The organism is Streptomyces sp. NPDC048196 (assembly GCF_040652715.1).
Lineage (GTDB): Bacteria > Actinomycetota > Actinomycetes > Streptomycetales > Streptomycetaceae > Streptomyces > Streptomyces siderophoricus.
The window spans coordinates 44,180-67,879 of sequence record NZ_JBEZMM010000007.1 but is presented as its reverse complement, the minus strand read 5'-3'; the positions used below and the strand labels follow the sequence as shown (position 1 = coordinate 67,879).

Below are 23,700 nucleotides of genomic sequence, written 5' to 3'. Positions count from 1 at the left end.
ACCGTGCAACTCCACGACGTCTGGTTCGTTCTCATCGCCGTCCTGTGGACCGGATACTTCTTCCTCGAAGGATTCGACTTCGGGATCGGCGTCCTCACCAAGCTCCTCGCCCGCGATCGCAGCGAGAAGCGGGTACTGATCAACACCATCGGCCCGGTCTGGGACGGCAACGAGGTCTGGCTGCTCAGCGCGGGCGGGGCGACCTTCGCCGCCTTCCCCGAGTGGTACGCCACCCTCTTTTCCGGCTTCTACCTGCCGCTGCTGCTCATCCTGGTCTGCCTGATCGTGCGCGGTGTGGCCTTCGAGTACCGCGCCAAGCGGCCCGAGGAGCGCTGGCAGCGCAACTGGGAGCACGCGATCTTCTGGACCTCGCTGCTGCCCGCGGTGCTCTGGGGCGTGGCGTTCGGCAACATCGTGCACGGGGTGAAGATCGACGCGCACAAGGAGTACGTCGGCGGCCTGTTCGACCTGCTCAACCCGTACGCGATCCTGGGCGGCCTGGTCACGCTCACGCTGTTCACCTTCCACGGCGCGGTGTTCGCCTCGCTCAAGACGGTGGGGGACATCCGGGAACGGGCGCGCAGGATGGCGGGTGTCGTCGGACTGATCGCCGCCGTGCTCGCGCTCGGCTTCCTGGGCTGGACCCAGGCGGACAAGGGCGACGGCGGCAGCCTGATCGCCATGATCGTCGCGGTGGTCGCGCTGGTCGCGGCGCTGGGTGCCAACAGGATCGGGCGCGAGGGATGGGCGTTCGCCTTCTCCGGGATCACCATCGCGGCGGCGGTCGCCATGCTGTTCCTGACGCTCTTCCCGAACGTCATGCCGTCCACGCTGAACGAGAGCTGGAGCCTCACGGTCAGCAACGCCTCGTCCAGCCCCTACACCCTGAAGATCTTGACCTGGTGTGCGGGGATCGCCGCGCCCCTCGTGATGCTCTACCAGGGCTGGACGTACTGGGTGTTCCGTAAGCGCATCGGCACCCAGCACATCGCCGAATCCCACTAGCCGATACGCCGCCCCTCGGGGCGGCCCGGCAGGATGGAATGTTTCACGTGAAACCCGTCGACCCGCGCCTGCTCCGTTACGCCCACGCCACCCGCGGCTTCCTCATCGCGGTGGTGGTCCTCGGGCTGGCCGGAGCGGGCTTGGTCGTCGGCCAGGCGATGCTGATCGCCGAGATCGTGGTCGGTGCCTTCCGGCACGGCCTCGGTCCCGGCGGTCTGGCCACTCCTCTTGCGCTGCTCGCGGCCGTTTCGGTGGGGCGCGGACTGGTCTCCTGGCTCACCGAGTTGGCCGCGCACCGCGCGGGCGCGGCGGTCAAGTCCGAGCTGCGGATGCGGCTGGTCGAGCGGGCGGCGCGGCAGCGTCCGGAGCGGGCCACCGGTGAGCTGACCACGCTCGCCACCCGCGGTATCGACGCCCTCGACGACTACTTCTCCCGCTATCTGCCGCAGCTGGGGCTGGCGGTCGTCGTCCCGGTCGCGGTCCTGGCCCGGATCGTCACCGGCGACTGGATCTCCGCGCTGACGATCGTCCTCACGCTGCCGCTGATCCCGCTGTTCATGATCCTCATCGGCTGGGCCACCCAGTCGCGGATGGACCGCCAGTGGCGGCTGCTGGCCCGGCTGTCCGGGCACTTCCTCGACGTCGTCGAGGGCCTGCCCACCCTCAAGGTCTTCGGCCGGGCCAAGGCCCAGGCCGCCGCGATCCGCACCATCACCGGCGAATACCGGCGCGCGACGCTGCGCACCCTGCGGATCGCCTTCCTCTCCTCGTTCGCCCTGGAACTGCTCGCCACGATCTCCGTCGCGCTGGTCGCGGTCGGTATCGGCATGCGGCTGGTGAACGGCGAACTCGATCTGTACACCGGGCTGATGGTGCTGGTGCTCGCGCCCGAGGCGTATCTGCCGCTGCGGCAGGTGGGGGCGCAGTACCACGCGGCGGCCGAGGGGCTCGCCGCGGCGCAGGAGATCTTCGCCGTGCTGGAAGCGCCGCTGCCCACGCCCGGTACCGCACCGGCACCCGAGGGCACCGCGCTGACCGTCGAGGACCTCGTGGTCCGCCACCCGGGACGGACCGCGGACTCGCTGCCGGCGACCTCGTTCGAGGTGCGCCCGGGCGAGACCGTCGCCCTGGTCGGCCCCTCGGGCGCGGGCAAGTCCACGCTGCTCGGCGTGCTCCTCGGCCTCACCGCGCCGACCGGTGGCCGGGCCCTGGTCGACGGCCGCGACATCGCCGAGCTCTCCCCCGACAGCTGGCGGCAGCGGATCGCCTGGGTGCCCCAGCGTCCGCAGCTGTTCGCCGGGACCGTCGCCGAGAACGTCCGGCTGGCGCGGCCGGACGCGGACGACGCGGCCGTACGCACCGCGCTCGCGGACGCCGGCGCGCTGGACTTCGTCGAGGCGCTCCCCGACGGCCTGGCGACCCGGCTCGGCGAATCCGGTGCCGGGCTCTCCGCCGGCCAGCGGCAGCGGCTGGCGCTGGCCCGGGCCTTCCTCGCCGACCGCCCGATCCTGCTGCTGGACGAGCCGACCGCGAGTCTGGACGGCGAGACCGAGGAGGCGATCGTCGCCGCGGTCGGCCGGCTCGCCGCGGGCCGGACCGTGCTGCTCGTCGTCCACCGCCCGGCGCTGCTGGCGGTGGCCGACCGGGTGGTGCGGCTGCCAGGCGCCGACACCCCTTCCGACGTGCGGGAACCGGCTGTGGACGCGGGCGTACGAGCCGGCCGGGGCGCGGCCCCGGACGCCCCCACCGAACCCGGTCCCGCCCCCACCGCCCATCCCACCGCCGATCCCGGCGATGGGCTCGACCTCGCCCCCGCCCGTGCCTCGGCCCCGGCCCGCCTGCGGCGGATGGCGCGGGCCCGGCGGGCGCGGTTCGCGCTGGCGCTGCTGCTCGGCAGCCTCGCCCTGGGCAGCGCGGTGGGCCTGATGGCCACGTCCGGCTGGCTGATCTCGCGGGCCGCGCAGCAGCCGCCGGTGCTCTACCTGATGGTGGCGGTGACCGCGACCAGGGCGTTCGGCATCGGGCGCGCGGTCTTCCGGTACGCCGAGCGGCTGGTCTCCCACGACGCGGTCTTCCGCATGCTCGCGGACGTCCGGGTCGCCGTCTTCCGCCGGCTGGAGCGGCTGGCGCCGGCCGGGCTCGCCGGGCGCCGGCGCGGCGACCTGCTGTCGCGGCTGGTCGCGGACGTCGATGCGGTGCAGGACCACTTCCTGCGCTGGCTGCTGCCCGCCGGGGCGGCGGCGCTGGTCGGCGCGGGCGCGGTCGGCTTCACCGGCTGGCTGCTGCCCGAGGCCGGCGCGATCCTGGCCGCCGGGCTGCTGCTCGCGGGCGCCGGGGTGCCGCTGCTCTCGGCCGCGCTGGCCCGGCGGGCGGAGCGGCAGCTGGCCCCGGCCCGCGGCAAGCTCGCCACCCGCGTCGTCGATCTGCTCACCGGGACCGCCGAGTTGACGGTGGCCGGCGCGCTGCCGGCCCGTACGGAAGCGGTGCGGCGGGCGGACCGCGAGCTGACCCGGATCGCGGCCCGGTCGGCGACCGTGGCGGGCACCGGCGCCGGGCTCTCGGCGCTGCTGTGCGGGCTGACCGTCGTCGCCGCCGCGCTCGCCGGCGTCCAGGCGGTGCACACCGGGCGGCTGGACGGGGTGGCGCTGGCGGTCGTCGTGCTCACCCCGCTCGCCGCGTTCGAGGCGGTGACCGGGCTGCCGCTCGCCGTGCAGTACCGGCAGCGGACCCGGCGCGCGGCCGAGCGGGTCTTCGAGGTGCTGGACGCGCCCGCACCGGTGCGCGAACCGGCCGCCCCCGCGACGGCCCCCGGGACGCCGTTCCCGCTGGTCGTGCGCGGTCTGACCGCCCGCCACGCCGGGCAGGACCGGCCCGCCCTGGACGGGCTGGACCTCACGCTGGCGGCCGGGCGGCGGATCGCCGTGGTCGGCCCGTCCGGGTCCGGCAAGACCACCCTGGCGCAGGTGCTGCTGCGCTTCCTGGACCGAGAGGCGGGCACGTACACGCTGGGCGGCACGGACGCCCAGGCGCTGGACGGTGATGCGGTCCGGCGGCTGGTCGGGCTGTGCGCGCAGGACGCGCACCTCTTCGACAGCTCGCTGCGGGAGAACCTCCGGCTGGCGCTCCGCGACCGGAGCACCGCTCCGGGCGAGGACGGGGACCGGGTGTTGTGGGACGCACTCGGCCGGGCCCGGCTCTCCGACTGGGTGCGCGGGCTGCCCGACGGCCTGGACACCATGGTCGGCGAGCACGGTGCCCGGCTCTCCGGCGGCCAGCGGCAGCGGCTGGCGCTGGCCCGTGCGCTGCTCGCGGACTTCCCGGTACTCGTCCTGGACGAGCCGGCCGAGCACCTCGACCTGGCCACCGCCGACGCGCTGACCGCCGATCTGCTGGCCGCGACCGAGGGCCGGACGACACTTCTGATCACCCATCGCCTCACCGGGCTCGACGCCGTCGACGAGGTGCTGGTGCTGGACGGCGGACGGGTCGTGCAGCGTGGCGGCCCGGCCGAGCTGGCCGCGGCCGACGGCCCGTTCCGGCGGATGCTGGAGCGCGAACGGGCGGTGGACGCGGCCTACGGCATGGCACCGGCGCTCTGACGGTTTTGCAGGTGAATGGCCGCTTATATGGCGTCTCGTTAGGCTCAGGGGCATGGATCGCGCCGCCCGCACGGACCCGCCCAGCCCCGACCCCATGCACGCCGCCACCGAGGCCACCCGCAGCCTCCAGGGCCTGTCCTCCGAGCTGACCGCCCGGGTACCGCAGCTCCTGGAGGCGATGCGCACGGTCGGCGCGGGGCTCGATCTGCACATCACGCTCGACCGGATCGTGCAGACCGCGGCCGAACTCGCCGACGCGCGCTACGCCGCCATCGGGATCATCGACGACGCCCGCGAGGGGCTCTCGGACTTCGTCACGTACGGAGTCGGCGCACAGGAGCACGAGCGGATCGGCGCGCTCCCGGACGGCCACAAGGGGCTGCTCGGCGCGCTCCCGGACGGCCACAAGGGGCTGCTCGGCGCGCTCGTCCATGACCCCCAACCGCTGCGCCTCGCCGACCTCACCCAGGACCCGCGCTCGGCCGGTTTTCCCCCGGAGCACCCGCCGATGCGCACCTTCCTGGGGGTGCCGATCCGCGTCCAGGGCGAGATCTTCGGCAACCTCTACCTGACCGAGAAGCGCGGCGGCGGGGAGTTCAGCGAGGGGGACCTGCACATGGTCCGGGTGCTCGCCACGGAGGCGGGCATCGCGATCGGCAACGCCCGGATGTACGCGGCGACCCGCCAGCGGGAACGGTGGATCGACGGTTCGGTGGCGGTGACGACCGAACTCCTGGCGGGCAGCGACGTCGACGACGCGCTCGCCGTGGTTGCCGAACAGGCCAGAAAGCTGGCGGATTCGGCGGCGGGCATCGTGCTGCTGCCCGACGACGAGGGCGGGCTGGAGATCGTCGCCGTATCGGCCGACGACCCCACCGGCATCCTGGGGACGCACATCCCGCCCGACAGCCCGGTGGCCCGCCAACTCCTCGACGGCGAGCCGGTGTTCGTCGACGACTCGGCCAGCGACCCCCGGATGGTCACCGACATCGCGGCCCGCTTCGGGCCCAGCATGCTGCTGCCGCTCAAGAGCGGCGGCCGGGTCCTGGGCACCCTCGCCACCCCGCGGTCCCGGGGCGCCCGGCCGTTCTCCGCCGCCGAGCGGACGCTGGCCACCCAGTTCGCCGCGCAGGCCGCGCTGGCACTGGTACTGGCCGACGCCCAGCGCGACCGGGAGCGGCTGGCGGTCTACGAGGACCGCGACCGGATCGCCCGTGACCTGCACGACCTCGTCATCCAGCGGCTCTTCGCGACCGGCATGATGCTGGAGGGCGCCCAGCGCAGGTCCGTCGTCCCGGAGGTGGCGGCGGGCATCGGCAAGGCCGTCGACGAACTGGACGTCACCATCCAGGAGATCCGGACCGCGATCTTCGCGCTCCAGCAGGGCCCGGTGGAGGCGCCGTCGGGCCTGCGCACCCGGGTGCTGCGCGAGATCGGCACCGCCGCCGTACCGCTCGGCTTCCAGCCGTCGGCCCACTTCGTCGGCCCGGTCGACTCCCGGATCGGCGAGCTGACCGGCAAGAACCTGATCGCCGCGCTGCGCGAGGCGCTGTCCAACGCCTTTCGGCACGCCCACGCCTCCCGGATCGACGTCGTCGTCGATGCGACGGTCCGGCTGCCGGACGGCACCGAAGGGGTCCGGCTGACCGTCGCCGACGACGGCATCGGCATACCGTCCGGCGGCCGCCGCAGCGGTCTGAGGAACCTCACCAAGCGCGCGGAGTCGCTGGGCGGCTCCAGCACGTACGGGCCCGGGGTGGGCGAGGACGGCGCGGGCACGACGGTGGTCTGGGAGGCGCCGCTGTGAGCCGCCGCGCCGACCTGCTGCCGCTCAGGGGCGCGCGGCACCCCGCTCGGCACACCGCCGCAGAATCTGCTCGATGACCAGCGCGACGCCGTCCTCGTTGTTGGACGCGGTACGGCCGGTGGTGGCGGCCAGCACCTCCGGATGGGCGTTGGCCATGGCGTACGAGGTGCCGGCCCAGCTCAGCATCTCGATGTCGTTCGGCATGTCCCCGAAGGCCACGACCTCCTCCCGGGAGATCCCGCGTTCGGTACAGCAGTGGGCCAGGGTGCCGGCCTTGCTGACGCCCGGGCCGCTGATCTCCAGGAGGGCGGTGGGGCTGGAGCGGGTGAAGGACGCCAGATCGCCGGCGGCCGACCGGGCCAGCGCGAGGAAGGTGTCCGGTTCCAGGTCGGGGTGGTGCGCGAGCAGCTTGATGACCGGCTGGTCGGGGAAGGCGGGCGGCTCCGCGCCGGCTGCCGGGCCGTCGGGGCCCAGCGGCGCCACGAAATCGTCGGCCAGCAGCTTCTCGACCGGTGCCACGACCGCGGCCGGGTCCAGCAGGAGCGGCGGGTACTGCGGTTCGTAATGGATGCCGCTGGTGCGCTCGACGGCGAACGAGGTGCCGGGCGCGGCGCTGCGCAGCGCGTCCACGACCTCCCGCGCGAGCGCCTGGTCCAGCGGGCTGACCTCGACGATCCGGCCGCCGCGGTGCAGATCGACGACGGCCGCGCCGTTCGCGCAGATCGCCAGGCCGTGGCCGTGCACATGGTCGCTGACCACGTCCATCCAGCGGGCCGGGCGCCCGGTGACGAAGAACACCTCGATGCCGGCCCGCTCGGCGGCGGCGAGCGCGGCGATGGTCCGCTCGGACACCGTCTTGTCGTCGTGCAGCAGCGTGCCGTCGAGGTCGGTGGCGATCAGCCGGGGCACGACGGCCGGTTCGGGCAGCACGGCCGGCCCGGGGGCAACGGCCGGTTCGGGCGCCCGGGGTGGCGTGGCGGAGGCATCAGTCACGGGCCCATCTTCCCGCACCGGTGCGCACAGGCGTGCGGTGGGTCGCGCGGATGAGCCGGTGAGGGGGCCGGGCGGCGGGCGGGATGCCAGGCCGCTCACGGGCCAGGGCGCTGTACGGGCCCACGACTGCCGGCTCCGTGCGGTGGCCGGAGGCGATCGTGGGGAGCACCCGGACGGCCGTACGCTCGGGGGCATGCGACTGAGCACCGTGATACTCCCCGTCCGCCGCTGGTCCGAAGGTGGGCGGGAGGTGTGGCAGCGCGCCGAGGAGCTGGGCTTCCACGCCGCCTACACCTACGACCACCTGTCCTGGCGGAGCTTCCGCGACCAGACCTGGTTCGGGGCCCTGCCGACCCTGACCGCCGCCGCGGCCGCGACCTCCCGGCTGCGCCTGGGCACCCTCGTGACCTCACCGAACTTCCGGCATCCGGTCACCCTCGCCAAGGAACTGATCTCCCTCGACGACCTCAGCGGCGGCCGGTTCACGCTGGGCATCGGCGCCGGCGGCAACGGCTTCGACGCCACCGCCCTCGGCCAGGAGCCCTGGTCGCCGCGGGAGCGGGCGGACCGCTTCGGCGAGTTCGTGCCGCTGCTCGACCGGCTGCTGACCGAGGACGTGGTCTCGTACGAGGGCGAGCACTACTCCGCGCACGAGGTCCGCAACATCCCCGGCTGTGTGCAGCGGCCGCGGCTGCCGTTCGCGGTGGCCGCCACCGGGCCGCGCGGTCTGAAGCTCGCGGCCAAGTACGGCCAGGCGTGGGTGACGACCGGTGACCCCAAGGTCTCCAACGGCGGCGGTAGCTCGGCCGACTCCCTGGAGGCGGTGCGCGGGCAGTGCGAACGGCTCGGCAAGGCCTGCGCCGAAATCGGCCGCGATGCCGGCGAGCTGGAGAAGATCATGCTCTCCGGCTTCACCCCGGACCGGCCGCTGGACTCCGTCGACGCGTTCGTGGACTTCGCCGGGAACCACGCCGCGCTGGGCTTCGACGAGCTGGTCGTCCACTGGCCGATCGCCGATTCGCTCTTCGCGGCGGACCTCGACGTCTTCGAGCGGATCGCCACGGAGGGGCTGGCGCAGCTCGGCACCTCGTAGGGATCGTAGGGGCAGGAGAGCGGGCTTCCGGAAGGGCCCGGAGAGTGGCCTCCGGGTGGGCTTCCGGGCGCGGGCCGGCTCGGCGGGCCGGGCTTCCGGCGGGGCCGGGCTGCGGCTGGTTTCACGTGAAACACGCCGCCCGGCCCGCCCCGACGCCCCCGGTTGTTCGCTCACCTCCGCTTTACCCCGTATATAGCCCGGAAGAGGGAGAATCGGGACAGCGGCGCAGTGTGGCGGACGCGGCGCGCCGGGCGGGACCGGCGATGCGAGCGGGCCGGCGCACTGCGCGAAGTGCGGTGTTCGTGGAGGAGCCATGGCACAGACCCGATTCGCCCCGGACCGCGGGCTGACCTCGCGGATGGTCACGACGATGTTCTTCATCGGGCTGCTGTACGTCGTGGTCGTCGGCGTGCTGGTGGTCCTGCTGAAGGGCGCCTGGGTGGTGGTGCTGCTGATCGCGGGAGCCCTGTTCGTCGCGCAGTTCTGGTTCAGCGACCGGATCGCGGCCTTCAGCATGGGCGCGCACGAGGTCACACCGGAACAGGCGCCCGTACTGCACGGCGCCGTGGACCGGCTGTGTGCCCTGGCCGACATGCCCAAGCCGCGGGTCGCGATCGCCGAGTCGGACGTGCCGAACGCCTTCGCCACCGGCCGCAACCAGAAGAACTCGATGGTGTGCGCCACCACGGGCCTGCTCCGACGGCTGGAGCCGGAGGAGCTGGAGGGCGTGCTGGCCCATGAGCTCTCGCATGTCGCGCACCGCGATGTCGCGGTGATGACCATCGCGTCGTTCCTCGGCGTCCTGGCGGGGATCATCACCCGGGCCGCCCTGTGGAGCGGCGTCGGGCGCAACAACCGGGACCAGAACGCGGCCATCGCCGTGCTGATCGTCACCGCCGTCAGCGCGGTCGTCTACGCGATCAGCTTCCTGCTGACCCGGCTGCTGTCCCGTTACCGCGAACTGGCCGCCGACCGCGCCGCCGCGCTGCTGACCGGCCGCCCCTCGGCGCTGGCCGCCGCACTGACCAAGGTCACCGGGCAGATCGCCCGCATCCCGACGGAAGACCTGCGCAAGGCCCAGCCCTACAACGCCTTCTTCTTCGCCCCGGCGTTCAACAAGGAAAGCTTCCACCGGATGCTGTCCTCGCACCCGACGCTGGAACAGCGCCTGGACCAGCTGGGCCGGATCGCGGCGCAGCTCGGGACGTGAGGCGCTGGTGACGATCACCGGCCCGGCCTGACGGTGCGGGCCGGCCCCTCAGGAGCAAGGAGTACCCCGCGCATGGGATTTCTGGACGCCCTCCTCGGCCGCAGCAAGCCGGTACGCCCTGATCTGGACCAGCTCTTCGCGCTGCCGTCCGCCGCCGTCACCCTCGAAGCCGCGGCCGGCTTCACACCCACCGGCCTCGGCTCGGTGTGCTTCGCCAGTGTGGAGGGCGGCGCGTTCTCCCGCATCCAGGAGGAGGCCCGGTCCCTGTTGGACGGGCCGGTGGAGTTCACCCGGGACGCGTACGGCTACACCTGGCTGCTCGTACGGCATCCGCCGGAGGACGTGGCGGGCCTGGTCAACGACCTGCACGCGGTCAACACGTCTCTGGAGGAGGCGGGCTTTGGGCCGCAACTACTGTGCTCGCTGGTCGGCTTCCGTGACGACCGGCAGCGGTCGCTCGCGCTGGTCTACCTCTACAAGAGGGGCACGTTCTACCCCTTCGCACCCAAGCCGGGCGGTGGGGAGAAGCGCGAGAATCCGCTCGAACTGCAGGTCAGGGCACTGCTCGGGGACGATCTGACGGTCGAGAAGGACCTGGCGCGGTGGTTCCCCGTGTGGGGTGCGCCGGGGCTGTGATCCCTCGGGTGGGGTGGTGAACGACCGGGCGGTACGGCTCACCCGGGGAAGCGCAGGAAGGGGGCGGGCACCCGGTCGGTGAGCCAGACGCCGTTCGCGCTGACCCGGAAGACGTGCCCGGCCCGGTGCATCGCCGCGGCGTCCACGACCAGAACCACCGGTTTGCCGCGCCGGGCACCCACCCGGGTCGCGGTGTCCCGGTCCGGCGAGAGATGGACCGCGTGCCGCCCCATCGGCAGGAGCCCCTCCGCACGGATGGCGGCCACATTGCGCGCCACCGTTCCGTGGAAGAGATGTGCGGGAGGTTCGGCCGGCGGCAGTCCGAGGTCCACCCGTAGGGAATGGCCCTGGTTGGCACGTATGCGGCCGTCCTCGATGGTGAAGCGCTGTTTGTCGTTGCCGGCCACCACGGCCGCCAATTCGTCCCGCGAGAACCGGAATCCGTGGGCCGCGGCCGCCGCCATGAGGTCGTCGACGGGCACCCAGCCCTGGGCGTCGAGGGTGAGGCCGATCCGCTCCGGTGCATGGCGCAAATGCTTCGACAGGTACTTCGAGAGACGCACGGAGCGCTGGGTGTTCATGCCTCCAGGGTGCCGCGGCGGGCGCCCCGGAGGCATCCGAATTCACGTCCCGTCGGTCTCCTCCCCCTGCGGGCCCTCGGCGTTTTCTCCGTGTGCTTCGTGGCTTCGGCCGTGTCCTTCGTGCTGGGCGTGCGCGAGCTCGCTGGCCCGCCGTGCCTTGGCGGTGGTCACCTGCTCGGCCGCCCAGCGGGCCCACTCCTCCTGGGCCGCCGACATCCGCAGCCCGTATTCGAGGGCGATCCGTCCGTAGACCGAAATCATCTCGTCGTCCCACTGGGCGTTCTCGTCGACCTGCTCGCACATGGCACGGGTGCGCGCGGCGAGTTCGGCCTGGTGGAGGAGGAAGGCCTGGGCTTCGAGCGGCGTGACGATGCCGAGGAAGAAGACGCGCAGCAGGCCGTCATCACGCTGCGGGCCGCTCGGCTCGACCTGGGTGAGCCAGTGGCGCAGCTCCGTCAGCCCCTCGTCGGTGATCGCGTATTCCTTGCGGCCGCGGGGGCCGTGGGCGGTGACCTCGACCATGCCGGCGGTGGTGAGCTTGCCGAGCTCGCCGTACACCTGGCTCTGTGTGGCGGGCCAGACCATCGAGAGCGTGGCGTTGAACAGCTTCATCAGGTCGTAGCCGCTTGCCGGGGCTTCGGACAGCAGGCCCAGCACGGCATGTCTCAGGCTCATGACCGGCACATTACCTTCCACTGTTGACATGTCAAAGGGAGACCTTCTACATTCGACATGTCGAAGTTGGAATGTGCGGCGGGGGTGCGGACGGCGAAGGGCGCCGGTCGTGCGGCCGCGGACGAAGAGGGGGAGACATGAACTATCTGCGGGGCTTCGTGCCGTGGCTGGTCTTCGCGGGGGTGTCCACGATCGGCTGGCAGTGGGGTGCTCTCGCCGGTCTGCTGGCGGCCGCCGCGCTGCTCGTCGCCGACCGGGCGGCGGGCCTTGCACTGGACCACCGGGTGCTGGAGTACGGCACGATCGTCTTCTTCGCCGCCCTGTCGGGGCTGGCCTTCGCCCGCCCCGACAGCGGCCTCCGGTTGTACGGCAGCGCGCTCCCGATGGGCTGGCTGGCACTCATCGCCTGGGTGTCGATAGCGGTCCGGCGGCCCTTCACGATGGGCATCGCACGCCGGATGGCTCCGCCGGAGGTCTGGCACACCCCGCTGTTCCGCCGTATCAACGTCGTGCTCACGGCCGCCTGGGCGCTTTCCTTCACCCTTACCGCGGCCGCCCAGGCCTTGGTCTCCGCCTACGAGCTGGACACGGTCTACTCGGTCCTCATCCAGGTCGCCGGCTTCGTCCTCCCCGTCCGCTTCACCTCCAGCTACCCCGACCGGGCCCGGGCCCGCTTCGAGCAGCAGGCCGCCGCGCAGGCCGGCATCCAGGAAGGTCTGGCGTCATGACCACCACTTCCCCGACCACCCCGTCCGCCTCGGACGCCCCCGCTCCGCACCTGGCCGGCAACTTCGCCCCGGTCGCCGAGGAGCTGACCGCCTACGATCTCCCGGTCACCGGCACCCTGCCGCCCGAGCTCAGCGGCTGGTTCCTGCGCAACGGCCCCAACCCGCGGGACGCCGCCACACCGCACTGGTTCTTCGGTGACGGCATGGTCCACGGGCTCCGCCTGGAGGGCGGCCGGGCCGTCTCCTACCGCAACCGCTGGGTCCGCACCTCGACCTTCACCGACGGGGCGTCGCCCCACGATGCCCAGGGCCGCCGCAATCTGGCGGCGGGCGTGGCCAACACCCATGTCGTCCGGCACGCGGGCCGTACCCTCGCGCTCGTCGAGTCGTCGTTCCCGTACGAAATCGACTGCCGCCCCGGCCACGAGCTGGAGACCCTGGGCGTCCATGACTTCGGCGGACGGCTCACCACCGCGATGACCGCGCACCCCAAAACCTGCCCGACCACCGGCGAGCTGCACTTCTTCGGATACGGCGGGGCCAGACCGCCCTATCTGACCTACCACCGGGCCGATGCGGACGGGGAGTTGGCGATCAGCCGCCCCATCGACGTCGCGGCGCACACGATGATGCACGACTTCCACCTGACCGAGCGCCATGTCATCTTCATGGACCTCCCGATGGTCTTCGACGCCCACCGCCGCCCCGGAATGCCCTACCGCTGGGATCCGGAGTACGGCGCGCGGCTGGGCGTGCTGCGCCGGGACGACCCGTACGGCGAGGTCCGCTGGCTGCCCATCGACCCCTGCTACGTCTTCCATGCGCTGAACGCCCATGACGACGGCGACCGGCGGATCGTCCTCCATGTCTCCCGCTATCCCGACTTCACCGGCAGAAAGCCGTCCTGCCTGTGGCGCTGGACGATCGACCTGACCTCCGGCACGGTCGCCGAGGAGCAGCTCGACGACCAGTACTGCGAGTTCCCGCGGGTGGACGACCGCCTCGTGGGGCAGCGGGCCCGCTTCGGCCATGCCACCGTCGCCGAGGCCCCCGGTACGGGCCACATACCCGGCGCCCTGCTCCGCTACGACCTGGAGACCGGAGCGGTGGTCCGCCATGACTTCGGTCCGGGCCGCACCCCGGGCGAGGCGGTCTTCGCCCCGGCGGACGACCGTCCGGGCGGCCCGGGCTGGCTGCTGACCTACGTCTACGACGCGACCACCGACACCAGCGATCTGGTCGTCCTCGACGCCGAGGACATATCCGCCGCCCCGGTGGCCACGGTCCCTCTGCCGCAGCGGGTGCCGTACGGCTTCCACGGCAACTGGCTGCCGGACCCGGCACGTTGAGCCGGCGAGTCGTCGAGATGTCCCGCCAGGTTGTGCATCCGGGGCGGAATAACCGCGATCGCACGCTACTTGAGAACTGAAGAGCGCGAAGTGGCACGCCTGTCGGGGTGTCGGCTCAGGCGCCGGGCGGAGGCTCGACGCACGGGTCGGTGTCCGTGGCGCCCCCGGACGGGGCATAGGGGTCGTTCGGGACCAAGGCGTCCATGGTGCGGGCCTGCACCTCGCGCCGGGCGGCGGCCGCGATGAACGCCGCGGTGTGCTCGGGGCCCACCAGGGCCCGTACGGCCGCCACGGCGTCGGCGGGCAGCGCCACCGCCTCGGCGTCGGCCCCGAACCCGGCCGACGCGGCGGGCTGCGTCCCGGGGCCCGCCGGGGCCTCAGGGGAGGGGCCGGGAGCAGGGCTCGGGTCGGTCGCGGTACGGGGGTCCGTGACCGGCCCGGAGCCTGCCGGTGGGGCGGTGGCCCTCGGCCCGTGGATCTCCGCGGGCAGCGCCTCGCTGAGGTGCCGGCGGAGGTAGCGGGTGGCCAGGGACCGCATGGCGCGGGCGAGTTCGGCATCGACGGTCTGCTGGGCCAGTGGCCGCAGCCGGCGGACGAGGGCGGCGGCCTCGGCCGCCTCGGCGTCGGTGGGCGGATGGTCCAGGAACTGCCGGAAGACGTGCTCGGTGGTGAAGTCCAGGAAGCGCGAGGCGATGTGTTCCACCTGGCCGCGCAGCTCACGGAGATGGGCGGAGATCGCCGGCAGGGGGACACCCGCGGAGTGCAGCTCGGCGGCGACGGCGAGCTCCTGCGGGCTGGGCACCAGGAACTCGTCGTCCCGCCCCGGAAGCCGTTCCAGGACACCCAGCTCGACCGCCTCGGCGACCGCCGCCTCGTCGGAGGCGCCCCCGAAGGCCGCGTCCAGGTCGGTGCGGCTGATCCGGGACGCCTGTTCGTCGGTCCACGGCCCGTCGATCTCGGCGACCAGCCCCAGCACCCCGCCGAGGTCGAGACCGGCGTCCCAGGCCTGGAGGAGTTCCTTGATGCTGGCGAGGGTGTAGCCGCGGTCCAGCAGATCGGCGATCTGGCGCAGTCGGGCCAGATGGGCACTGCCGTAGACGTTGGCGCGGCCGCGGCGTTCCGGGCGGGGGAGCAGCCCGCGGTCCTGATAGGCGCGGATCGTCCGGACCGTGGCGCCGCTGAGGTGGGCCAGGTCGTCGATGCGGTACTCGGCCGGGCGGGCTGCGGCCGCCGGCGGCTCCTCGGTCACTGCGGTGCTCCTCCTCCGTCGGCCGCGCGCTACGAGACGGCCGCGCGGCCCACCGCGCCCGCCGCGGCCCGGGCGGCCGGCGAGGACGCCAGATAGGCGACGGCCGCGCGCAGCGACCCTTCCTGCGAGGGATGGTACGACCGCCGCAGATAGCGCGGTATCGCCGTCCCCAGCTCACGCCAGGTGGGGAGCAGACCCTTGCGGACGGCCCGGTTGTGCTCCCGCAGCGAGTAGCGGGAGCGGCCGGCGAGCTGCGGGTCGTGCCGGAGGAGGTAGGCCGCGCCCCAGGCCCAGAGGTGGAGCAGCACCGGGGCGGTGACGGCCATGCCCAGCACCCGGCGGGCGTACCGGCCGGGGTCCTCGCCGCCGGTGTGCTGGTACATGTCGAAGGCGACCGCCCGGTGCTCGACCTCCTCCGCGCCGTGCCAGCGCAGCAGGTCGAGCATGACCGGGTCGGGCCCGGCCCGGTCGAGGCCGTCGGCGGCCAGTACCCAGTTCCCGAGCACCGCGGTGAACTGCTCGATGGCGGCGATCAGGGAGAGCCGGAAGCGTAGCCACTCCCGTTCCGGGACGGGGACGCCGAGTGGCGGCCGGTCGCCCAGCAGACGCTCGAAGAGGAAGTCGATGTGCCGGGTGTAGGGGCCGGTGTCCAGGCCCTGGTGGGCCAGATGGTCGAGGACGTAGGAGTGCTGGACGCTGTGGGTGGCCTCCTGGCCCATGAAGCCCTTGACGTCCTTGAGGAGCTGCTCGTCCCGGACCAGCGGCAGGGCCTCCTTGAAGACCTTGACGAACCACCGCTCCCCGGCCGGCAGCAGCAGGTGCAGCACGTTGATGACATGGGTCGCGGTGGGCTCGTCGGGTATCCACAGCAGCGGTGTCGCACGCCAGTCGAACGAGACCCGGCGCGGGGTGATCGGGTGGTGCTGCTCCTGGAGGGAGGAGGTACTCATGCGCGGCTCCTGACATGCGCAGTGGTCCGGCTCTCGGCAATCTCCGGTCGCTGGGGGCTCCTGCTGGTCGGGTGCGGACTACAGCCGCGGCTCGATCCGGGCGAGGGCGCGCAGGGCCCGCGGGGCGAAGCGTGACAGCAGATGGGCGCCGCGGGCCTCGGGGGTGACGGGCACCACCGCCTGGTTGCGGACCACCGCCCGCAGAACAGCGTCGGCGACCTTCTCCGGCGGGTAGTTGCGCAGCCCGTACATCCGCGCGGCCTTGGCCTGGCGGCGCTTCTCCTCCTCGGCCGACACCCCGGCGAAGCGGGCGGTGCTGGTGATGGAGGTGTTGACCAGCCCGGGGCAGATGGCCGAGACGCCGATGCCCTGCCCGGCCAGTTCGGCGCGCAGACACTCGCTGAGCATCAGGACCGCGGCCTTGGAGGTGCTGTAGGCGGGCAGCACCTTCGACGGCTGGAAGGCGGCCGCCGAGGCGGTGTTGACGATGTGGCCGCCCTGACCGCGGTCGGCCATCCGCTTGCCGAAGATCCGGCAGCCGTGGATGACCCCCCACAGGTTGACGTCCAGCACCTTCTTCCAGTCGTCGGTGGTGGTCTGCAGGAAGGAGCCGGACAGGCCGATCCCGGCGTTGTTCACCAGCACGTCCACGGGGCCGTACTCGGCGTCGATCTTGTCGGCGAGCTTCTCCATGGCGGCCTCGTCCGCGACGTCGACGACCTCCGGCCAGGCCTGCGGGGCGCCGATCAGACGGGCCAGCTCGGCGGTCCGCGCCGCGCCGTCCGCGTCCCGGTCGACGGCGACGATCCGGGCGCCGGCTTCCGCGAAGGCGAACGCGGTGGCTCGGCCGATGCCGCTGGCCGCGCCGGTCACCAGCACCAGCTGGCCGCCGAACCGGTCGGCGTACGGCCCGCGGGCCGCGCCCTGCTTCGCCGGGTCGCCCTCCTCCTTGGCGGTGACGAACTCGGTGATCCAAGAGACCAGTTGGTCGGGGCGGGTGCGGGGGACCCAGTGCTTGGCCGGGAGGGTGCGGCGGACGAGCTGCGGCGCCCACTGCTCCAGGTCGTCGTAGAGCCGCTGGGAGAGGAAGGCGTCCCCGGTGGGGGTGATCAGCTGGACCGGGCAGTGTGCGTAGGCATCCGCGCGCGGGCGGCGGAGCCGGGCGCGGACGTTGTCGCGGTAGAGCCAGGCGCCGTGGGCCGCGTCGGTCGGCAGCGAGGCGGTCGGGTAGTCCCCGGCAGGCACCTTCTCCACCCGCTGCAGGATGCCCGGCCAGCGCTTGCCGAGCGGACCCTTCCAGGCCAGTTCGGGCAGCACGGGCGTGTGCAGCAGGTAGACGTACCAGGACTTGGCGCCCTGGTTGAGGAGCTGGGCGGCACGGCGCGGGGTGGGCCGCACCATCCGCTTCTTGATCCAGTGGCCGAAGTGGTCCAGCGACGGCCCCGACATGGACGTGAAGGAGGCGATCCGGCCCTCCGTGCGGCGCACGGTGGCGAACTCCCAGGCCTGTACCGAGCCCCAGTCGTGGCCCACGACGTGCACCGGGCGGTCGGGGCTGACGGCGTCGGCGACGGCCAGGAAGTCGTCGGTCAGCTTCTCCAGGGTGAAGCCACCGCGCAGCGGCCGCGGGGCGGTGGACCGGCCGCAGCCCCGGACGTCGTAGAGCACCACATGGAAGCGGTCGGCCAGCCCCCGGGCCACCTCGGACCACACCTCCTTGCTGTCCGGGTAGCCGTGCACCAGCACCACCGTGGGGTGCTCCGGGTCGCCCAGCTCGGCGACGCACAACTCCACGCCGCCGGTGTGCACCCAGCGCTCCGTCGCCCCGGCGAGCCCCGGACCCCCGCCCGATGCCCGGCCCGGTGCCCCGCCCTGCGTCCGGCCCGGCTCCTGGCCGCGGCCCGCAGCCGCGTCCCGTCCCCGTCCACGTCCCCTCTTCACGCGGCCTTCTCCTCCTGCCAGCGCCGCACATGCGGCAGATCGTCGTCCAGCCAAAAGGCGCTTTCCTGGGGGTCCTTGGAGTCCGTCACGACCAGGATCTCCTCGAACTTCGCGCCGGTGCCCCGGAACCCGAGGTGGGGTTCGACCGCCCACAGCCCCGGCTGCGGCGGATGGTCGGAGAAGGCGTACGGGCTCCACAGCGGGGACCAGCCGTCCCGGTGGCCGTGCAGCGCATCGGAGGCAAGGCCCTTGAGGGACTGGGTGCCGAACCCGAAGAGGGTGGGGGACCAGCGGCGCTGCCGGACCCGGTCGATCTTGTGCGCGATGACGCCGAAGGGGTAGGCGCGATGGCGGTTGGCGTAGCCCTGCCGCACCATGAGCCGGTCGACGTCCCGGTAGATCTCTCGCAGCGGGCGGCGTTCGCGTACCTCGCTCAGGATGAGTTCGCGGTGCGCCTCCAGGTCGGCGAGCAGCTTGTCGTGCACGGGGTTGAGGCCGAGGCAGCCGGAGTAGCCGATGTCGGCGGTGAAGCCCTGGTGGACGGGGGCCATGTCGAGGATGAAGGGCATCCCCGGTTCCAGCTCGCGGTTGGTGGGGAAGAACTGCAGCGGTATCCGGAAGTTGACGAACGCGGTGCGGTCGCCGAACCAGGCGAACGGCAGGTGGAACCAGTCCCGCACCCCGCGCTCGCGCAGCCACTCGCGCTGCATCCGCGCCGCCGCGCGCTCGGTGATCCCGGGCTTGAGCTGGGCGGCCACGGCCTCCGCGCAGGCGTAGGCGAGACGCTGGACCTCTCTGAACCCCCTTAGTTCTGCGGTGAGTTCGCCGGCTGCTGCTGAGGTCGCTGTGGTGACTGGGGCCATCGCCAACCGTCCGTCCGTGAGCCGTTCATCGCGGTACGCGCCCGTAACTTGACACTGATGAATGTGACAATGACCGGCGGCGGCGTCAAGGGGTCCGACGCACCCGGCGGGCGGAAGCCGGACGGCCCGCCCCTACGACCCCGACCCTGAGACGAGGGCCGCTCAAAGCAGGAGACCCCTACGGGCTCGTAATACCGCAGGGGGATGCGGATACCAACTTGTGGGTTGACGACCGGTGTGGCGGGCGCCACTACCGTCGAAGACGTGACTGTGATCGTGACCGAAAGCCTGAGCAAGCGGTACCCGCGGGTGACCGCTTTGGACCGGCTCTCCGTTGACATCGCCCCCGGCGTGACGGGCCTGGTGGGTGCCAACGGCGCCGGAAAGTCCACCCTGATCAAGATCCTGCTCGGCCTGGCCCCGGCCAGCGAGGGATCGGCGCGCGTCCTCGGCCTGGACGTGGCCAAGGACGGCAACGCCATCCGCGAGCGGGTCGGCTACATGCCCGAGCACGACTGCCTGCCGCCGGACGTCTCGGCCACCGAGTTCGTCGTGCACATGGCCCGGATGTCGGGGCTGCCGCCGACCGCCGCCCGCGAGCGCACCGCCGACACCCTGCGCCACGTCGGCCTCTACGAGGAGCGCTACCGCCCCATCGGCGGCTATTCGACGGGCATGAAGCAGCGGGTGAAGCTAGCCCAGGCGCTGGTCCACGACCCGCAGCTGGTCTTCCTCGACGAGCCCACCAACGGCCTCGACCCGGCCGGCCGGGACGAGATGCTCGGCCTGATCCGGCGGGTCCACACCGACTTCGGCATCTCCGTCCTCGTGACCTCGCACCTCCTCGGCGAGCTGGAGCGCACCTGCGACCACGTCGTCGTCATCGACGGCGGCAAGCTGCTGCGGTCCTCCGCCACCGATGAGTTCACGCAGGTCACGACCTCCCTCGCGGTGGAGGTCACGGACACCGAGGCCCACCCGGACGGCACCGAGGCGCTGCGCGCGGCCCTGGCCGCCGCCGGCGTCGCGGTGACGACCGGCGCTCAGGGTGCCGGCGGCCTCCCCTCCTCCGGGCACCTCCTGTTCGTCGAGGCGGCCGGTGAGCAGACCTACGACCTGGTGCGGGACACCGTCGCCGGACTCGGGCTCGGCCTGATCCGGATGGAACAGCGCCGCCACCAGATCGCCGAGGTCTTCCGCGACGCGGACCGGGCCCAATCCACCCCCACCCCCGCAGGCGCCCCGGGCGCCCCGTACGCCACCCAGGAAGGAGGCGCCCACGATGTCGCCTGAGCCCATGACCCCGGCATCCACCGCCCCACCCGGCGCCTCCATCCACAACATCGGCTACCGCCATTACGACGGCCCGCGGCTGGGCCGCGCCTATGCCCGCCGGTCGCTCTTCTCGCAGAGCCTGCGCGGCGCCTACGGCCTCGGCCGCTCGGCCAAGAGCAAGGTGCTGCCGATGCTGCTCTTCGCGGTGATGTGCCTGCCCGCCGCGATCATGGTCGCGGTCGCGGTGTTCACCAAGGCCGGCAGCCTCCCGGTCGGCTACACCCGCTACGCCATCTACCTCCAGGCCGTCATCGGCCTCTATCTGGCCGCCCAGGCCCCGCAGTCGGTCTCCCGGGACCTGCGCTTCAAGACCGTGCCGCTGTATTTCTCCCGCCCCATCGAGCGCGGCGACTACGTGGCCTCGAAGTTCGCGGCGATGGCGAGCGCCCTGTTCGTCCTCACCGCCGCCCCGCTGCTCGTCCTCTACGTCGGCGCACTGCTGGCGAAGATGGACTTCCTCGACCAGACCAAGGGCTTCGCCCAAGGGCTGGTCTCCGTGGTGCTGCTGTCGCTGCTGTTCGCCGGGATAGGGCTGGTCGTCTCCGCACTCACCCCGCGCCGCGGCTTCGGCGTCGCCGCCGTGATCGCCGTCCTCACCATCCCGTACGGCGCGGTGAGCGCGGTCCAGGGCATCGCCTTCGTCCAGGGCAACGAGGCCGCCGTCGGCTGGCTCGGACTGTTCTCCCCCATCACGCTCATCGACGGGGTGCAGGCCACGTTCCTCGGCGGGAGCAGCTCCTTCCCCAACGGGCTCGCGCCGTCGACCGGCGCCGGGTTCGTCTACCTCCTCGTCACCCTGATCGCCATCGCCGGCTGCTATGCCCTGCTGATGCGCCGCTACCGGAAGGCCGGTCTATGAGCACCCTCCACATCGACCACGCCTCGCGCTGGTTCGGCAATGTCGTGGCCGTCAACGACATCACGATGACCATCGGCCCCGGCGTGACCGGCCTGCTCGGCCCCAACGGCGCCGGCAAGTCCACGCTGATCAACATGATGGGCGGCTTCCTCGCCCCCTCCAACGGCTCGGTCACCCTCGACGGGGCCACGATCTGGCGCAACGCCGGCATCTACCGCCACATCGGCATCGTCCCGGAGCGCGAGGCGATGTACGACTTCCTCACCGGGCGCGAATTCGTCGTGGCCAACGCCGAGTTGCACGGCCTCGGACGGCGGGAGGCGGCCCGGGCGCTGGCCACCGTGGAGATGGAGTACGCCCAGGACCGCAAGATCGCCACGTACAGCAAGGGCATGCGGCAGCGCGTGAAGATGGCCTCCGCGCTGGTCCACGACCCGTCCGTGCTGCTGCTCGACGAGCCTTTCAACGGCATGGACCCGCGCCAGCGGATGCAGCTGATGGAACTGCTGCGCCGGATGGGCGACGAGGGGCGCACGGTCCTGTTCTCCTCACACATCCTGGAGGAGGTCGAGCAACTCGCCTCGCACATCGAGGTGGTGGTCGCCGGCCGGCACGCCGCGTCCGGCGACTTCCGCAAGATCCGCCGGCTGATGACCGACCGCCCGCACCGCTACCTCGTCCGGTCCGACGACGACCGGGCGCTGGCGGGCGCGCTGATCACCGACCCCTCGACGTCCGGCATCGAGGTCGATCTCGTCGAGGGCGGACTGCGCATCCAGGCGGTCGACTTCGGCCGCTTCACCGAACTCCTGCCGCGGGTCGCCCGCGACCACGGCATTCGACTGCTGACCGTCTCGCCCTCCGACGAATCGCTGGAATCCGTCTTCTCCTACCTCGTAGCGGCCTGAGGCTGAAAGGAGCCCTGACGCATGTCCACGAGCACGACCACCCCGACCGCCCCGCCGGCACCGGCCGCCGCGCCCCGGGCCTCGCTGTTCCACCCGACCGTCGCCCGGCTCACCTACCGTGCCCTGCTCGGCCGGCGGCGGGCCCTGATCCTCTTCGTGCTGCCCGCCCTGCTCATCGTCATCGCGGTGGCCGTCCGTGTCCTGGCCGGCGCCGATGACGCCACCGCCGGCGGCATCCTGGGCGGCTTCGCCCTGGGCACGATGGTGCCGCTGATCGGCGTCATCGCCGGCACCGGCGCGATCGGACCGGAGATCGACGACGGATCGGTGGTCTATCTCCTGTCCAAGCCGGTTCCCCGGCCGACGATCATCTTCACCAAACTGCTGGTCGCGATCGGCGTCACGGTCGCCTTCTCCGCCCTCCCGGTGCTGCTCGCCGGCTTCCTGCTGAACGGCAACAGCCAGCAGATAGCGGTCGGGTACGCAGTGTCCGCGGCCGTCGCCGCGGTCGCCTACAGCGCGCTCTTCCTCCTCTTCGGCACGATCACCCGGCACGCCGTGGTCTTCGGACTGGTCTACGCCCTGGTCTGGGAGGCGCTGGTCGGCAACCTCGTTCCCGGTGCGCGGACCCTCAGCATCCAGCAGTGGGCCCTCGCCATCGGCCAGCAGACCGCCGCCGAAGGAGCGATCACCTCGGCCGTCCAACTGCCGCTTGCGATAGGGATGTTGGTTGCCCTCACTACCGCCGCGACCTGGTACGCCGGCCGCCGGCTGAAGGCACTCACCCTGGCGGGCGAGGAGTAGGACGCCGATCCGGTGCCGGCTGCCCCACCGGGCTCCTCCTACCGGGCTCCTCCTAGGCGCCGCCGCCGTTCTTCTGCCGGTCGTTGAACTCCTGCACGTTCTTCAGGTGCTCCTGGTAGTCGGCGGTGAAGCGGGTGTCGCCCGGTTTGACGGTGACGAAGTACAGCCAGTCACCCGCGGGCGGCGCGCCGGCCGCCTTGAGGGCGTCCGCTCCGGGGTTGTCGATCGGGGTGGGCGGCAGGCCCTCGTAGCGGTAGGTGTTGTACGGGCTCTCGGTGCGGGTGTCGGCATGGCTGGTGCGGAGCGTGCTGCGGCCCAGCGCGTAATTGATCGTCGAGTCCATCTGCAGCGGCATGTGCCGGGCCAGCCGGTTGTTGATCACCCGCGCGACCTTGCCCATGTCGGCGGGCCGGTCCGCCTCCGCCTGCACGATGCTGGCGATCACCACCGTCCGGTAGGAGGTGATGTGGTCCTCGGCGAGCCGCTGGTTGCCGGTCTTGACCATGTACGAGAGCAGTGACGCCGGGGTGGTGTCCGAGCGGATCGGATACGTTGCCGGGAAGAGGTAGCCCTCCGGGTTGCCCTTCGCCTCGGCCGGCAGCGGGAGGTGCGCCGTCTTGGCGGCCTTCGCCGTGGACCCGCCGGGCAGGTGGAGGGCCTTGTCCGCGGCGGCGTAGATCTGCGCGGCCCGCCGGCCCTCGGGGACGGTCAAGGTCTCCTCGTTCGCCCGTTCCCGCAGCAGCCGGGTCACCAGGACCACGGCGAGGACGACCAGGACGGCCAGCACGGCCACCACGATGAGCCGGCCGGTGCGGGAGAACCGCGGGCCCGGCCGGCGATCGATGTGCTGAACATCGCTCATGGGGGCACGGTAAGCCACGCCCCCCGGGCCCCCGGGCGGCCACCCCCGGATCGTTGCCAACGACGGAGATCGTTCACCGGCCCGCCATCCCCCGCCCACACGAGGCGTCACCGCCGGGCTGTTCCGTAGTGGTGGTGGCCCGGTGCCTGGCCATTGCCGTCGGCTTGGTGGGTGGGTGCCGTCCGCTGCCTGTCTGTTGTCGTCAGCGCGGTGGCTGCGTGCCGTCCGCTGGCTGCCGCCTGTGAATTGCCGG

20 protein-coding genes are annotated in these 23,700 nt (G+C 72.5%); 12 read left to right on the top strand and 8 right to left on the bottom strand.

Translation table 11 applies throughout. From position 1 onward, the window contains the following. The first annotated feature begins 3 nt into the window (after nucleotides 1-3). The 3 genes from cydB (at nucleotide 4) to AB0E02_RS10865 (ending at nucleotide 6,411) form a co-directional block, all read left to right on the top strand. A complete protein-coding gene (cydB, locus tag AB0E02_RS10875; RefSeq protein ID WP_362137689.1) occupies nucleotides 4-1,005 on the top strand; it encodes a cytochrome d ubiquinol oxidase subunit II in 1,002 nt (333 codons plus the stop codon). 38 nt (nucleotides 1,006-1,043) lie between these two features. Beyond that, nucleotides 1,044-4,604: a thiol reductant ABC exporter subunit CydD gene (cydD, locus tag AB0E02_RS10870; protein ID WP_362137688.1), complete on the top strand. Its 3,561-nt coding sequence runs from the start codon at nucleotides 1,044-1,046 to the stop codon at nucleotides 4,602-4,604. A gap of 94 nt (nucleotides 4,605-4,698) precedes the next feature. Next, complete coding sequence (locus AB0E02_RS10865) at nucleotides 4,699-6,411, top strand: GAF domain-containing protein (RefSeq protein ID WP_362137828.1); 1,713 nt, start codon at nucleotides 4,699-4,701, stop codon at nucleotides 6,409-6,411. 24 nt (nucleotides 6,412-6,435) lie between these two features. On the opposite strand, the gene AB0E02_RS10860 is transcribed toward AB0E02_RS10865, so the two are convergent. Then, entirely contained in the window at nucleotides 6,436-7,404 is a 969-nt protein-coding gene (locus AB0E02_RS10860; protein WP_030411979.1) for a Cof-type HAD-IIB family hydrolase, read from the bottom strand. Nucleotides 7,405-7,597: 193 nt separating this feature from the next. Here AB0E02_RS10860 and AB0E02_RS10855 point away from each other — a divergent pair, with 193 nt between their 5' ends. From AB0E02_RS10855 to AB0E02_RS10845, 3 genes are all read left to right on the top strand, one after another. After that, nucleotides 7,598-8,497 carry an LLM class flavin-dependent oxidoreductase gene (locus AB0E02_RS10855; RefSeq protein WP_362137687.1) on the top strand — a complete coding sequence of 300 codons (900 nt, stop codon included), beginning with the start codon at nucleotides 7,598-7,600 and terminating at the stop codon, nucleotides 8,495-8,497. A 313-nt stretch (nucleotides 8,498-8,810) separates the two neighbouring features. Beyond that, entirely contained in the window at nucleotides 8,811-9,707 is an 897-nt protein-coding gene (gene htpX / locus AB0E02_RS10850) for a zinc metalloprotease HtpX (RefSeq protein WP_362137685.1), read from the top strand. 72 nt (nucleotides 9,708-9,779) lie between these two features. Then, nucleotides 9,780-10,343: a hypothetical protein gene (locus AB0E02_RS10845; RefSeq protein WP_362137683.1), complete on the top strand. Its 564-nt coding sequence runs from the start codon at nucleotides 9,780-9,782 to the stop codon at nucleotides 10,341-10,343. 38 nt (nucleotides 10,344-10,381) lie between these two features. Here AB0E02_RS10845 and AB0E02_RS10840 read toward each other — a convergent pair whose 3' ends face one another. Both AB0E02_RS10840 and AB0E02_RS10835 read right to left on the bottom strand, forming a co-directional pair. Next, nucleotides 10,382-10,924, bottom strand: coding sequence for an RNA 2'-phosphotransferase (locus AB0E02_RS10840; protein WP_362137681.1), 543 nt, complete (start codon nucleotides 10,922-10,924; stop codon nucleotides 10,382-10,384). Nucleotides 10,925-10,966: 42 nt separating this feature from the next. Continuing rightward, entirely contained in the window at nucleotides 10,967-11,599 is a 633-nt protein-coding gene (locus AB0E02_RS10835) for a PadR family transcriptional regulator (protein ID WP_362137680.1), read from the bottom strand. Between the two features lie 137 nt (nucleotides 11,600-11,736). Here AB0E02_RS10835 and AB0E02_RS10830 point away from each other — a divergent pair, with 137 nt between their 5' ends. Next, nucleotides 11,737-12,327, top strand: coding sequence for a hypothetical protein (locus AB0E02_RS10830; protein ID WP_362137679.1), 591 nt, complete (start codon nucleotides 11,737-11,739; stop codon nucleotides 12,325-12,327). Next, nucleotides 12,324-13,676, top strand: coding sequence for a carotenoid oxygenase family protein (locus AB0E02_RS10825; protein ID WP_362137678.1), 1,353 nt, complete (start codon nucleotides 12,324-12,326; stop codon nucleotides 13,674-13,676). Before AB0E02_RS10830 ends, AB0E02_RS10825 begins: the two co-directional genes overlap by 4 nt. A 115-nt stretch (nucleotides 13,677-13,791) precedes the next feature. Here AB0E02_RS10825 and AB0E02_RS10820 read toward each other — a convergent pair whose 3' ends face one another. From AB0E02_RS10820 to AB0E02_RS10805, 4 genes are all read right to left on the bottom strand, one after another. Next, a complete protein-coding gene (locus tag AB0E02_RS10820) occupies nucleotides 13,792-14,925 on the bottom strand; it encodes a MerR family transcriptional regulator (protein ID WP_362137677.1) in 1,134 nt (377 codons plus the stop codon). 29 nt (nucleotides 14,926-14,954) lie between these two features. After that, complete coding sequence (locus AB0E02_RS10815; protein ID WP_362137676.1) at nucleotides 14,955-15,875, bottom strand: metal-dependent hydrolase; 921 nt, start codon at nucleotides 15,873-15,875, stop codon at nucleotides 14,955-14,957. 78 nt (nucleotides 15,876-15,953) lie between these two features. Then, the gene (locus AB0E02_RS10810; RefSeq protein WP_362137827.1) at nucleotides 15,954-17,684 is read right to left on the bottom strand and encodes an SDR family oxidoreductase; all 1,731 of its coding nucleotides are present in this window, start codon (nucleotides 17,682-17,684) and stop codon (nucleotides 15,954-15,956) included. A 128-nt stretch (nucleotides 17,685-17,812) separates the two neighbouring features. Next, a complete protein-coding gene (locus AB0E02_RS10805; protein WP_362137675.1) occupies nucleotides 17,813-18,679 on the bottom strand; it encodes a M24 family metallopeptidase in 867 nt (288 codons plus the stop codon). A gap of 237 nt (nucleotides 18,680-18,916) precedes the next feature. Here AB0E02_RS10805 and AB0E02_RS10800 point away from each other — a divergent pair, with 237 nt between their 5' ends. The 4 genes from AB0E02_RS10800 (at nucleotide 18,917) to AB0E02_RS10785 (ending at nucleotide 22,585) form a co-directional block, all read left to right on the top strand. Beyond that, entirely contained in the window at nucleotides 18,917-19,972 is a 1,056-nt protein-coding gene (locus AB0E02_RS10800) for an ABC transporter ATP-binding protein (protein WP_362137825.1), read from the top strand. A gap of 4 nt (nucleotides 19,973-19,976) precedes the next feature. Continuing rightward, nucleotides 19,977-20,873 carry an ABC transporter permease subunit gene (locus tag AB0E02_RS10795; protein ID WP_362137674.1) on the top strand — a complete coding sequence of 299 codons (897 nt, stop codon included), beginning with the start codon at nucleotides 19,977-19,979 and terminating at the stop codon, nucleotides 20,871-20,873. Beyond that, nucleotides 20,870-21,781 (top strand): ABC transporter ATP-binding protein, encoded by a 912-nt coding sequence (locus AB0E02_RS10790; protein WP_362137673.1) that lies wholly within the window; start codon nucleotides 20,870-20,872, stop codon nucleotides 21,779-21,781. Before AB0E02_RS10795 ends, AB0E02_RS10790 begins: the two co-directional genes overlap by 4 nt. Nucleotides 21,782-21,865: 84 nt before the next feature. Further along, nucleotides 21,866-22,585: an ABC transporter permease subunit gene (locus AB0E02_RS10785; protein ID WP_362137824.1), complete on the top strand. Its 720-nt coding sequence runs from the start codon at nucleotides 21,866-21,868 to the stop codon at nucleotides 22,583-22,585. Between the two features lie 52 nt (nucleotides 22,586-22,637). Here AB0E02_RS10785 and mltG read toward each other — a convergent pair whose 3' ends face one another. Further along, nucleotides 22,638-23,447: an endolytic transglycosylase MltG gene (gene mltG / locus AB0E02_RS10780; RefSeq protein WP_362137672.1), complete on the bottom strand. Its 810-nt coding sequence runs from the start codon at nucleotides 23,445-23,447 to the stop codon at nucleotides 22,638-22,640. Between the last annotated feature and the right edge of the window lie 253 nt (nucleotides 23,448-23,700).